The following is an 11,771-nucleotide window of genomic DNA, read 5'->3' as shown; positions in this document are numbered from 1 at the left end:
TCGTGTTCGAGGAGGGCTTCGGCTATGAACGCTATGCCGACTATGCGCTCGATGTGCCGATGTATTTCGTCTATCGCGACGGCAAATATATCGACGCGGCGGGCCAGAGCTTCCGCGACTTTCTGGACGGCAGGCTCCCTGCCCTGCCGGGCGAAAAGCCCACGGAAAAGGATTGGGAAGACCATCTCTCCACCGCCTTCCCCGAAGTGCGGCTCAAGAGCTTCCTCGAAATGCGCGGCGCCGATGGCGGCCCGTGGAACCGCATCTGCGCGCTGCCCGCGCTCTGGGTCGGCCTGCTCTACGATCAGGGCGCGCTCGACGCGGCATGGGATCTGGTCAAGGACTGGAGCATGGAGGAACGGCAGACCCTGCGCGATTCCGTGCCCAGACTGGCCCTCGACGCACCCCTGCCGGGCAACCGCAAGCTGCGCGACATTGCCGGTGAAGTGCTGAACATCGCCCGCAGCGGCCTCTCCGCCCGCGCCCGCCTGAACGCGTCAGGCGACAATGAAACCGGCTATCTCGCTCCGCTGGACGAGATCGTGGCGTCGGGCCAGACCCACGCCGAACGCCTGCTCGCCCGCTATCATGGCGAATGGCAGGGCGACCTCAGCAAAATCTACGCCGAAGAAAGCTTCTGACCGATATCCTTCTCCCTCGATGGGAGAAGGATATGAAGCCTTACGGGCAAAGCCCGTTAGGCGAAGTTGGATGAGGGTGCTGCGCGACGTTCATTCAGCAGGCTGCACCACCCCGTCAACCTTCCGCCCCGCCAACCACGCAAAGAAGCGCGGCACCACCCCGTTCCGCTTCATCCACGCGCTGTAGGCGACATAATCCGCATCCGTCCCCAGATGCGCTTCTTCGGTCCGGGCGCGCCAATAATAGACCGCGTTCGTCACTCCCAGCAGCGCACAGTTGCGCACTCCGTCGGTCAGGCTTCCCGACATGCTCAGGAAGGGCAGCGAGGAAAACCACCAAAAGAGATTTTTCGACAGATAGGCTGGATGCCGCGTCCAGCGATACGGCCCGTGGGTCAATATTCCCCGGTGGGTCAGATTGGAAAAGCGCAGCCCAAAAGCCACCGTCGCCCATGCATAGATGCCGGTCAGCAGGACCAGCACGCCCCCCAACATCCATTGCAGGGCCAGATGCAGGGTTCCAGGTCCCTGCGTCCAGAAATCCCATTCAGCCCCGCCCGCATGATAGTCGAGCGGCCCGCCATTCCCCATCAGCACGAACGGCGGATAGCAGATCAAGGCGGCGACCCACCCGGCCAGCAAAGGATTGGCCGTCCGGATATGCGAATCCAGCGGCTTCAGGGTCAGGATATAGCCGACCGTCGCCATGCAGACGTCGATCATGAACATGACCGCGATCAGGAAGCCCGCCAGCGCGACCGGATTGCGGAGGGCATCCCCGATCCGCCAGTCCACCACGCTGGCGAAATTGCCCGGCACGATCGACACCATGAAGGCGAGGAAAAAGCCCTTCACCGCCCAGGCGCGCGCGTGATGCGCGACCTGCGCCCTGTCCGGCACCCCCGCCGCGCCGCCGATGACCCATTGCCCGAAGGCGAAACAGGCGTCCCTTGGCTCGACCAGCCGCCGGTCCAGCCAGATCACATAAGGCACCGACGCCACCAGCAGCCAGGGCGCGGCCGCCATGAACAGATCCATGGAAAAGCGGTAATTCCCGCTCCAGTACCAGCGCGCCACGCAATAGAAGACCGCGATGAAAAGCCATGTCGCCCACAGCCCGGCGATCTTGACCAGACTGACGTCCACCACCGCCTTTGCCGGCCGCGCCGGTGCCGTCCAGTCAATCCCGGTCGACGCGTTCCGGTGCACCCTGTCGACGATCAGCGACCAAAGCACCATCGGGACGCCGCAGGCGAAGACCGCGGCAAAGCCCGCATTCGGTCCGTTCATCCCATAATGGCGCGCGACCAGCGTCCAGAGGCCAAGGCCCAGCAGCCCGGCGATGCCCACGCCGTGGCTGACGGCGGATTTGGGGCAGGGATCGGCATTCGTTACCATGCCGCATGCCCTAGCGAAAAATGGTAAGCAAGCCGTGAAGAGCCGCCTCAACTCCCGCCCAGGACGTTGATGGTGAACGCCAATATCCCCAGGTTGAACACGAATGCCGCCAGACAATGGAACAGCGCGGTCTGCCGCATGCCGCTTCGCGTCACCCCCACATCGGAGGTTTGGAACGTCATGCCCAGCGTGAAGGCGAAATAAAGGAAATCCCAATAGCCCGGCTCCTCCGTATCCGGAAAATCCAGCCCCCTGCTATCCCCGCCCCTGCCGTCGCTCAGGTAAAAGATATGGGCATAATGCATGGCGTAGACGAGGTTGGAAAACAGCCAGGCCAACCCCAGCGTCCCCAGCAGCAGGGCGATGACCGCCGCGCTCGGCCCGCCATGCTGGCTGACCGCAACCCCCACCGCGATCAGGATCACCACGGACACGATCCCGGTCAGCAGCAGCATCAACTGCCGGTTTACGTCATTGTCCGCCGCCTTGCGCCGCATCGAATCCGGGTCGGCATCCAGCAACGGCCAGACGGACAGCAGGAATGCCAGCGCCGCGACGTCGAACCCCGCCATCACCGCCTCATGCCAGGGCAGCAGCAGGCCAAAGGGCGCCATGCTGACCAACAGGGTCAGGAACATGCCGTAACGCCACGGGAAAATCTGGGACCGGCTCATGCCCGCATAGAAAGGCCAAACGCCACGCCTTACAAGCCGCTTTATATGACGGCGGCGACCAGCCCCAGCGCCTGCGCCTCGTTCGCCTCCAGATACCAGTTCTCCGGCGCCCGCTTCAGCAGCTCGTCCATCGACACCTGCGACCCCAGGATCAGATTGGCGAAGCCCTCATTCTGGATCGCGATCGACGCCTCGATCTCGTGCAGCGTTGCTTTCAGCGAGGCGATGCAGGTGGACAGCGGCCCTTCCAGATGAATGTCGCGGGTGATGATCCGCTCATGGATCATCAGCCTCGTGCCCCGCGCCAGATAGCGGTTCTCCGTCGCGAAAAAGCCCATGAAGGTCGCTCCCGCCGAGTAGACGGCCGTCTTGCCCAGAAACACCAGCCGCCGCTCGGGATAGAGATCGGAATGGAAGCGGATATCTTCGCCCATCATCCGCGCTATTTCCGGATCGCCGCCCAGCGTCGCGATCTCCACCACCACCAGCCCCTGCTGCGGTGCCGAACTCAGGCAATTGCGAAAGTGAAGATACATGCCGTGATCGACGAAGCCCGACAGCATGATGGCGGGAAATTCGAAATCCTTCTGCGTAAGCAAGGTCTGCATCCTGTTCTTTTCCTGTCCCGTTCGGCTCCACTACGCCCGGAACGACAAATGGTGCCGTTTCTCATGGTTTTTGATCGGCCATCGCTTTTGACTGGCGCCGCGCCGGAGAGGGTCCTAAGGAACAGATCATGACCAAAGGGCGGGGCGCATGATCGCGAAACTCAAGGGGCGGCTGGACAGCACGGGGCTTGACCATGCCATCATCGATGTGGGCGGCGTCGGTTATCTGGTTGGCGCCTCTTCCCGCACGCTGGCGGCGCTGGGACCGGTGGGGGAAGCGGTGACCATCCACACCGAAATGCTGGTGTCGGAGGATTCGATCCGCCTTGTCGGCTTCGCCCGCGCCGAGGAACGCGACTGGTTCCGCATGCTGACCAGCGTGCAGGGCGTGGGGTCCCGCGTGGCGCTGGCCATCCTCTCCGCGCTGGAACCGGCGGAACTGCACCGCTCCGTCGCGACCGGCGACAAGGCGATGATAGCCCGCGCCAATGGCGTCGGCCCGAAGCTCGCCCAGCGCATCGCCAATGAGCTGAAGGACAAGATCGGCGCGGTGCCTGCGCCCGCGGGCGCCGTTGGAGGGGGCTTTGCCGCGCTTCCCACCGGCGGCCACAGCGCCGATGCGATCTCCGCGCTCCAGAATCTCGGCTTCAAGCCTGCCGAAGCGAGCGGCGCCGTCGCCGCCGCCGAAGACGAATTGGGTGACGACGCCTCGCTTGACGCCCTCGTCCGTCTTGCGCTCAGGAAGGCGGCCAAATGAGCGATGACCGTCTGATTGCCTCGACCCGGCGCGTCGAGGATGCCGACGCAGCGCTGCGTCCCAAATCGCTTGCCGAATTTGTCGGCCAGCAGGCGGCGCGCGAAAATCTCCGCATCTTCATCGAAGCCGCCAGGGGACGCGGCGAGGCGCTGGACCATGTGCTGTTCTTCGGACCTCCCGGACTTGGCAAAACGACCCTCGCCCAGATCGTCGCCCGCGAAATGGGCGTCGGATTCCGCGCCACTTCCGGCCCGGTGATCGCCAAATCCGGCGACCTCGCCGCGCTGCTTACCAATCTGGACGAGGGCGACGTCCTCTTCGTCGACGAAATTCATCGCCTCAATCCCGCAGTCGAGGAAGTGCTCTACCCCGCCATGGAGGATCGCGCGCTTGACCTGATGATCGGTGAAGGCCCCTCCGCCCGATCGGTGAGGATCGACCTGCCGCCCTTCACCCTGGTCGGTGCGACGACGCGGCAGGGCCTGCTGACCACGCCGCTGCGCGACCGTTTCGGCATTCCGGTGCGGCTGCAATTCTACACCGTCGATGAGCTGGAACTGGTCGTCCGTCGCGCAGCGCGGCTGCTGGACCTTGCCATCACCTCCGACGGCGCGGTCGAGATCGCCCGCCGCTCGCGGGGCACGCCGCGCATCGCCGGTCGGCTGCTGCGCCGCGTGCGCGACTTTGCCAACGTCGCGGGTGCCGCGGCGGTGGATGCAAAGGTCGCCGATGCCGCCCTGACCCGGCTGGACGTCGATCATATGGGCCTCGACCTGATGGACCGGCGTTACCTCATGATGATCGCGGATATTTATCGCGGCGGTCCGGTGGGGGTGGAGACGCTGGCCGCGGGGCTTTCCGAAGCCCGCGACACGATCGAGGAAGTGATCGAACCCTATCTGATCCAGCTGGGCCTGATCGCCCGCACCGCGCGGGGGCGGTGTCTCAACGGGCCGGGCTGGAAACATCTGGGCCTCAATCCGCCAAGCAACATTCAGGACGGCCTGTTCGACTAGAGATTTTCGCGAAATGTCATGGCCGTTACGGCAAGGCGAGGTTATAGGAACCACCAAGGGCAATGGGGTTTCGGTGGAAGCTCTTTCCACCACAGGGGCAAGAGACGCGCAGGAGACGCGCCGCAATCAGGAGATGCCGTTTGAAGGCGATCGAACCTTTTCCCAATCTGGTGACCATGTTCTTCGCCCGTGCCAGAGCGATGGGCGACGCGCCCTTCCTTTGGCGCAAGAGAGCGGGCGAATGGCAGCCGCTGAGCTGGACGGAAGTGGCGCACGACGTCGCCTCGCTCGCCAGCGCGCTGCAGGCGCAGGGGCTGAAACCCGGCGACCCGGTGATGCTGGTCAGCGAAAACCGGCCGGAATTCTGCATTGCCGACCTTGCCATCATGGCGGCGGGTTGCGTTACCGTGCCCACCTACACCACCAACACGACGCGCGATCACCAGCATATCCTGACCGACAGCGGCGCGAGGGCGGTGATCGTCTCGACCGCGAAGCTGGCGCAGAATCTGATGCCCGCCGTGCTGCGATCGCAGGCCAGCTTCATCATCGGCATGGAGCCGTTGCGCGGCACGCAGGGCCATGTCGCCTGTCATCTCTGGAGCGACCTGATCGCCCATTATCCCACCGATATCGAGGCCTGCGCCGCCAGCCAGACCGCGAGAAGGGATGATCTGGCGTGCATTATCTATACCAGCGGCACCGGCGGGGCGCCCCGCGGGGTGATGCAGCATCACGGCTCCATCCTCTGCAACATCGAGGGCGCCGGACGGCTGGTCGAGGAGGATTTCGGATGGGACGAGGAGGTGTTCCTGTCCTTCCTTCCTCTCTCTCACGCCTATGAGCATAGCGGCGGCCAGTTCCTGCCGATCATGCTGGCGGGGCAGATCTATTATGCGGAGGGGCTGGAAAAGCTGGCCAGCAACATCGAGGAAACGCGGCCCACGATCATGGTCGTCGTTCCCCGACTGTTCGAAGTGCTGCGCACCCGGATCATCAAGTCGATCGAGAAGCAGGGCAAATTCCCGGCCTATCTGCTGGGGCAGGCGCTGCGGATCGCGGCGAAGGAACAGAACGGGCGCAAATCGCTGCTCGACCTGCCGATGAAGGCGCTGCTGGCGCGCACGCTCAGACCCAAGATCGCCGCGCGTTTCGGCGGCCGGATGAAAGCGCTCGTATCGGGCGGCGCGCCGCTCAACCCCGACGTCGGCCTGTTCTTCGAGGCGATGGGGCTGACATTGTTGCAAGGCTATGGTCAGACCGAGGCAGGCCCGGTGGTAAGCTGCAACCGTCCGCGCGCCGGCATAGCGATGGATACGGTTGGGCCGCCGCTCGACGGGGTTGAGGTCCGGATCGCCGAGGATGGCGAAATCCTCGTGCGGGGCGAACTGGTCATGCACGGCTATTGGCGCAATCCGGCGGAAACGGAAAAGGCGCTGCAGAATGGCTGGCTGCACACCGGCGACATCGGCGAGATCGATGCCAAGGGCCGCATCCGCATCACCGATCGAAAGAAGGACCTGATCGTCAATGACAAGGGCGACAATGTCTCGCCCCAGAAGGTCGAGGGGATGCTGACGCTTCAGCCCGAGATCGGGCAGGCGATGGTCTATGGCGACCGCCGCCCTCATCTGGTGGGGTTGCTGGTGCCCGACGCCGAATGGACCCGCGAATGGGCAGAGACGCAGGGGCGCGGGCTTGAGGGGATCGAAAGCGACGCATCCTATCAGGCGGCGCTGCGCGTGGCGGTCGACCGGGTGAATGACGACCTGTCCGTGATCGAGCGGGTGCGGCGGTTCATATTGGCCGACGAACCCTTCACCATCGACAATAGCGAAATGACGCCGTCGATGAAGATTCGCCGCCATGTCATCCGCGCCCGTTATCAGGAGCGGCTGGACGCGCTGTATAAAGGCTGATCGCTATTTGCCGGGCGCGCGATAGGGCGTGAAGTCGCCCAGCGCGCAATTGCCCGTCACCATTCCGGTCGTCAGGTCAGCGCTGGTCGCCATGTCGCCCCGGCAATATTGCGATCCCCAGGTCTTGATGATCAGCGTGTCGCCCCGCGACAGGCCGGAGCAACTGCCGATCAGGTCGTTGCGATAAACCAGCCGCCGGCTCACACGATAGATCAGCACGCTGCTGCTGATGGCGGTCAGATTGGCCTGGGATTCGCGATTGACACAGCTCACCTTCTCGCCCGCAACCTTTCCAGCGAGCGCCTTTTCCAGCTCGCTGGTCTGCTTTTCGGTCAGCCGGGGCGGTTCATAACTGCCCGAACAGCCTGCGAGCAGCAGGGGAGCCAGAACCGTCCCCGAGCGCAACAACCATGGGCGCATGACACCTCTCCTCATTCATTCCCGCTCATAAGACGGCCGGAAGGGGCGGAATCCGTCATGCCGCATCCTTGGCGGCGCGGCGTTCGGCCAGCTCAGCCACGTCACGCGAGCGCATGAAGATATTGGTCGCACGTTCCAGACCAATGGTCGTGGGCACGGTCGGCTCGCCGCGCCCACGCGCCGCATGGACTTCAGCCATCCGCTCGCGCAGCGCTGCATTGTCCGGCTCCACCATCAATGCGAAACGGCCATTCGTTTCAGTATATTCATGCGCGCAGAAAACGATCGTATCGTCCGGCAGCGCGGCGAAGCGTTGCATATTGGCGAACATCTGCGCGGGCGTCCCTTCGAACAGCCGACCGCAACCCATGGCGAACAGCGTGTCGCCCACGAACAGCAGATGGTCAGGCGCCAGATGATAGGCGATATGCCCGGCGGTGTGGGCGGGCACCTCCAGCACCGCGGCCTCATGGCTGCCGATGCGGACGCTGTCGCCTTCCTGCACTCCGCGATCGAGCGTGCCGATCTTCCCCGCTTCCGCCGCCGGGCCAGTGATAAGGCACCCTGTCGCGGCCTTGATCGCCGCGTTGCCGCCGACGTGATCGCCATGCCAATGGGTGTTCCAGATCTGGCTGATCGTCCAGCCCCGCGCCGCCGCAGCCTCCAGCACCGGATCGGCCAGGGCGGGATCGACGGCGACGGTCTCCCCGCTGGCCCCCTCATGCAGCAGCCAGACATAATTGTCGTTGAGGACGGGGATGCGGACGACCTCCAGCATGGCGCTTACCAGACGCCGATGTTAGGCATGGACGTCCAGGGTTCGGCGGGTTCGAGACGGCCGTTCTGCAACAGTTCGATCGAAATATTGTCGGGCGTGCGGATGAAGGCCATATGCCCGTCGCGGGGCGGACGGTTGATCGTGACGCCCGCATCCATCAGCCGCTGGCAGGTTTCGTAGATATTCTCCACCTGATAGGCGAGATGTCCGAAATTGCGCCCGCCGCCATAGACTTCCGCGGGGGAGCCATCCTCCGCGGGCCAGTTGTAGGTCAGCTCGACCTGCGCGTCCTCATCGCCCGGCGCTGCCAGGAAGATCAGCGTGAAGCGGCCCTGCTCGCTGTCGATCCGCTTCTGCTCCTCCAGGCCCAGCAGCTTGAAGAAGGCGACCGTCTGGTCGACATCGGTCACGCGGATCATCGTGTGCAGATATTTGGGCACTTCATCACTCCATTCGTCGCCATAAAGCAACAGTTCATCTCGGTCATGGCAGGAACCGTCTCAAGATAAGATGCGTTGACCCTGGAAGGAAGGGGGAGGACATCCATGACATTGACCTTTCATGACAAAGTGCTGCTGGGCTGCGCGGGCCTGCTTGCGGTCGGGATCGTCAGCGGCGGTTATCTGCTGGGCGATGGGCTCAAGCGGGCGAGGGCGGCGGATCGATCCGTCACGGTGCGCGGCCTGGCCGAAAAGGATGTGACCGCCGACCTCGCCACCTGGTCGATCAGCTATTCCGCCACCGGCTTCGACCTGCCCGCCGTCCGCGCCCAGATCGACAACAATACAAGGGAATTGCGCGCCTATTTCACCAACCTGGGCTTCAGGCCCGATGCGTTGACGGCGACCGGCGCGGGGGTCAACCAGTATATCAACAATGGCGTCAACACGATCACCATCACCCAGCGCATGCTGCTGCGGACGACCGATATCGCCCGTGCCCAGCGCGCCGTCGCGCAGCAGTTCGACCTCGTCCGGCGCGGCGTCACCCTTCAGGAAGGGACGGGCATGCGGTACAGCTTCACCCGACTGAACGACATCAAGCCGCCGATGGTGGCGTTGGCCACCAGGGATGCCCGCGCCGCCGCCGAGCAGTTCGCCCGCGACAGCGGCTCCAGCGTGGGCGGCATCAAGAGCGCTACCCAGGGTTATTTCTCCATCGAACCGCGTGACGGAGAAGCCGACGGCGCCAGCGATACGCCCTACAAGAAGGTGCGCGTCGTCACGACCGTCGATTTCTATCTGAACTGAAGGCGGCTCGACGCGGCGATCAGGGCGCGGCTTTGGACGCTGGCAAGCGCGTCAGATTGTCAGCTGCCGCCTTTCCCGCAGGCGCGTCCGGAGCCAGTTTCGCCGCACGCTGCCAGGCGTAGCGGGCCACATCCTCCTGATCGGTGAGAATGGCGATGTTCCCCTCCTCCAGCGCGACCGAGGCATCGTCCGGCGACAACTGCACCGCCCGCGCAATATGCGCCTGCGCCAGCTTCATTTCCCCCGATCGCCGGGCCAGCGTCGCCGACAGGAGCCAGGCCAGCGGGTCCTGCGGCACCTGGTCCAGCGCGACATCAAGAGACTGACGCGCACCCTTGCCGTCATTCAGCGCCACCAGAGCGCGAGCGCGGTCAAGATGAACCTCTCCCTTTTCCACGCCGTCGGGCAAGCCCCGCGCCAGCGCCGCATCGAAATCATCGCGCGCCTTGGCGGCATCACCGCTGGCCAGCGCCGCATTGCCCGCCTGCGCCCACAGACGACCGCTCTGCACCATCTCACCATTGCGCTCGGCCTCCTCCGCGCCCTGTTCGAAGGAGATGATGGCGGGCGCCCAGCGCTCCGCCCGGGCATAGGCGAAGCCCATGCAGTTGCGCGCATAGAAACTGCCGCCCTCGATCCGCCATTGCTGAGCGAAGGCGGCGCCCTTCTCCGGCGATTCAATCGCCTGATCGAGGCAGGCCTGAAATTTCGCGGCATATTTGTCCGGCACCGGAATGCGCCCATCGCTTGCCTGCGGGGACGTTGCCGGCGCGGCGGGGGCAGAAGCGGCGGCCTGCGCCTTCTCCTTGCGCTTGCGGTTCATCACCGCCTCGATCTCCGGATCATAGGCCTGTGGGGCGAGCAGCAGCAGCGGAAGAAAGAAAGGCATCAGAGGCTGTCCAAAAGGCTGGCGACCGTCCGGATCAACAGCGCAATGTCCGGGGCGCGGGAAAGACGATGATCGCCGTCCTTAATCAGCAGCGTCTGCACGTCGGATGAACGCAACATTTCCGCAAGGCGCAGCGCCGTCCGCCAGGGCACGTCCGCATCCTCCTGCCCCTGAAGCAAACGGACGGGACAATCGATCGCGATCTCGCTGTCCATCAGGCGGTGCGCCTGTCCCGATTCCCAGAAAGCAAGCGTAGTCACATAAGGGGCGTCGCCATAGGGCGTCGGCTCGGCTATCCGCCCCTCGGTCGCCAGCAGCGCCTTATCCGCGTCGGTGAAGCCCCATTCGGTAAAATCGGGCGCCGCCGCGATCCCGACCAGGCCCGCCACCCGATCCGGGCGCGCCAGCGCGATCAGCAGCGCCAGCCATCCGCCCATGGAGGAGCCGGCCAGCACCACCGGGCCCTGCGTCAATATATCGATCAGCAGCAGCGCATCGTCGCGCCAGCTCGCCAGCGTGCCATCCTCGAACCGCCCCTCGCTCGCGCCATTGCCGGCATAATCGAGGCGCAGCATGGCCCGCCCCTGCTCCCCCGCCCATATATCCAGCGCAACGGCCTTTCCGCCTTCCATGTCAGACATGTAGCCGGGCAGGAAGACAAGGGTTGGTCCCCTGCCCTGTGTATGCCGGTAGGCCAGATGCAGGCCGTCCGGGCGCGCGAGGAAAGAAGGCGGGTTAAGGCTGTTCATGGCAGTTCTCCACTGGCCGGTAGGCGCGTTCAGCCATGCCGTAAGAAGCCCTTTGCAGGGAAACCAGAAAAATAAAAAATAATGCATGGAGCGCGTTGACAGCCCTCCGGCCAGCGGCTAGTTGCGCGCTCCTACCCCGTGCCCAGATGGCGGAATTGGTAGACGCACCAGCTTCAGGTGCTGGCGATCGCAAGGTCGTGGAGGTTCGAGTCCTCTTCTGGGCACCATTTCGGTCCAAAAGCCCGAGTCCCTAGCACCGCCGCCTCTACGCCAGAGACGGCGGTGAGGGTGCGCAGCAACTCGGTGCGCGTGCCGCAGATTCGCACATCCGTCTTGCTGTGGACCTCGACCCGCTGTGCCACCGCCCGAATATGGTTTCGCGCATAGGAGCCATCGTCGTGGCGGAGCTTGCGTTTGGCGACCAGCGCGAAGGCGTGAAGGCTCTCGACCGTGATCTCCGGGCTGATCCGCTCGATGTGCGCGACCGCGCGCTCGGCATCGCCTCTGGCCTGATCGCGGAGAACAGTCAGCTCCGCGATCCGCGCCTTGAGCGATGAATCGCCCAAATCGACCAGCCCGTTCTCGATCGCCTCATAGAGCCGGGAGAGTTTGGTGTCCGCCTCCGTCGCCCGCCGTTCCATTTCGGCGACGTGCTGGCGGCGCTCTGTCACC

13 protein-coding genes and 1 tRNA gene are annotated in these 11,771 nt (G+C 64.4%); 6 read left to right on the top strand and 8 right to left on the bottom strand.

Annotated elements, in window-relative coordinates; all coding sequences use genetic code 11:
- Positions 1–641, top strand: a 641-nt coding sequence (locus tag ACFC3J_RS19785) for a glutamate--cysteine ligase (protein ID WP_375197757.1), incomplete at its 5' end; no start/stop codon positions are given.
- 90 nt (positions 642–731) lie between these two features.
- Here ACFC3J_RS19785 and ACFC3J_RS19780 read toward each other — a convergent pair.
- The 3 genes from ACFC3J_RS19780 to ACFC3J_RS19770 are packed head-to-tail and all read right to left on the bottom strand — an operon-like array spanning position 732 to position 3,321.
- Positions 732–2,039, bottom strand: a complete 1,308-nt coding sequence (locus ACFC3J_RS19780) for a methyltransferase family protein (protein WP_375197756.1) — start codon at positions 2,037–2,039, stop codon at positions 732–734.
- A 47-nt stretch (positions 2,040–2,086) separates the two neighbouring features.
- Complete coding sequence (locus ACFC3J_RS19775) at positions 2,087–2,713, bottom strand: DUF1345 domain-containing protein (RefSeq protein WP_375197755.1); 627 nt, start codon at positions 2,711–2,713, stop codon at positions 2,087–2,089.
- A gap of 41 nt (positions 2,714–2,754) precedes the next feature.
- The gene (locus ACFC3J_RS19770; protein WP_375197754.1) at positions 2,755–3,321 is read right to left on the bottom strand and encodes a peptidase S14; all 567 of its coding nucleotides are present in this window, start codon (positions 3,319–3,321) and stop codon (positions 2,755–2,757) included.
- Positions 3,322–3,469: 148 nt separating this feature from the next.
- Here ACFC3J_RS19770 and ruvA point away from each other — a divergent pair, with 148 nt between their 5' ends.
- The 3 genes from ruvA (at position 3,470) to ACFC3J_RS19755 (ending at position 7,013) form a co-directional block, all read left to right on the top strand.
- Positions 3,470–4,078, top strand: a complete 609-nt coding sequence (ruvA, locus tag ACFC3J_RS19765; protein ID WP_375197753.1) for a Holliday junction branch migration protein RuvA — start codon at positions 3,470–3,472, stop codon at positions 4,076–4,078.
- The gene (gene ruvB, locus ACFC3J_RS19760; protein ID WP_375197752.1) at positions 4,075–5,094 is read left to right on the top strand and encodes a Holliday junction branch migration DNA helicase RuvB; all 1,020 of its coding nucleotides are present in this window, start codon (positions 4,075–4,077) and stop codon (positions 5,092–5,094) included. The genes ruvA and ruvB overlap by 4 nt, the downstream gene beginning before the upstream one ends.
- A gap of 140 nt (positions 5,095–5,234) precedes the next feature.
- Positions 5,235–7,013, top strand: a complete 1,779-nt coding sequence (locus tag ACFC3J_RS19755; protein ID WP_375197751.1) for an AMP-dependent synthetase/ligase — start codon at positions 5,235–5,237, stop codon at positions 7,011–7,013.
- 3 nt (positions 7,014–7,016) lie between these two features.
- Here the strand turns inward: ACFC3J_RS19755 and ACFC3J_RS19750 are convergent, their stop codons facing one another.
- Genes ACFC3J_RS19750 through ACFC3J_RS19740 form a run of 3 tightly spaced genes read right to left on the bottom strand, consistent with a single transcriptional unit; the run spans position 7,017 to position 8,651 of the window.
- Positions 7,017–7,433 (bottom strand): hypothetical protein, encoded by a 417-nt coding sequence (locus ACFC3J_RS19750; protein ID WP_375197750.1) that lies wholly within the window; start codon positions 7,431–7,433, stop codon positions 7,017–7,019.
- A gap of 55 nt (positions 7,434–7,488) precedes the next feature.
- Positions 7,489–8,211, bottom strand: coding sequence for a hydroxyacylglutathione hydrolase (gene gloB / locus ACFC3J_RS19745; RefSeq protein WP_375197749.1), 723 nt, complete (start codon positions 8,209–8,211; stop codon positions 7,489–7,491).
- Between the two features lie 5 nt (positions 8,212–8,216).
- Entirely contained in the window at positions 8,217–8,651 is a 435-nt protein-coding gene (locus ACFC3J_RS19740; protein ID WP_375197748.1) for a VOC family protein, read from the bottom strand.
- A 105-nt stretch (positions 8,652–8,756) separates the two neighbouring features.
- On the opposite strand from ACFC3J_RS19740, the gene ACFC3J_RS19735 reads away from it, so the two are divergent.
- Positions 8,757–9,461 (top strand): SIMPL domain-containing protein, encoded by a 705-nt coding sequence (locus tag ACFC3J_RS19735; protein ID WP_375197747.1) that lies wholly within the window; start codon positions 8,757–8,759, stop codon positions 9,459–9,461.
- 19 nt (positions 9,462–9,480) lie between these two features.
- Here ACFC3J_RS19735 and ACFC3J_RS19730 read toward each other — a convergent pair whose 3' ends face one another.
- Positions 9,481–10,350 (bottom strand): tetratricopeptide repeat protein, encoded by an 870-nt coding sequence (locus ACFC3J_RS19730; RefSeq protein ID WP_375197746.1) that lies wholly within the window; start codon positions 10,348–10,350, stop codon positions 9,481–9,483.
- A complete protein-coding gene (locus ACFC3J_RS19725; protein ID WP_375197745.1) occupies positions 10,350–11,099 on the bottom strand; it encodes an alpha/beta fold hydrolase in 750 nt (249 codons plus the stop codon). The genes ACFC3J_RS19730 and ACFC3J_RS19725 overlap by 1 nt, the downstream gene beginning before the upstream one ends.
- Positions 11,100–11,239: 140 nt before the next feature.
- Here ACFC3J_RS19725 and ACFC3J_RS19720 point away from each other — a divergent pair.
- Positions 11,240–11,326: transfer RNA gene (locus tag ACFC3J_RS19720), tRNA-Leu, on the top strand.
- Positions 11,327–11,771 lie beyond the last annotated feature (445 nt).

The organism is Sphingobium sp., from assembly GCF_041987595.1.
Taxonomy (GTDB): domain Bacteria; phylum Pseudomonadota; class Alphaproteobacteria; order Sphingomonadales; family Sphingomonadaceae; genus Sphingobium.
The sequence above is the reverse complement of the archived record's forward strand: the minus strand, read 5'-3'. Positions and strand labels throughout refer to the sequence as shown.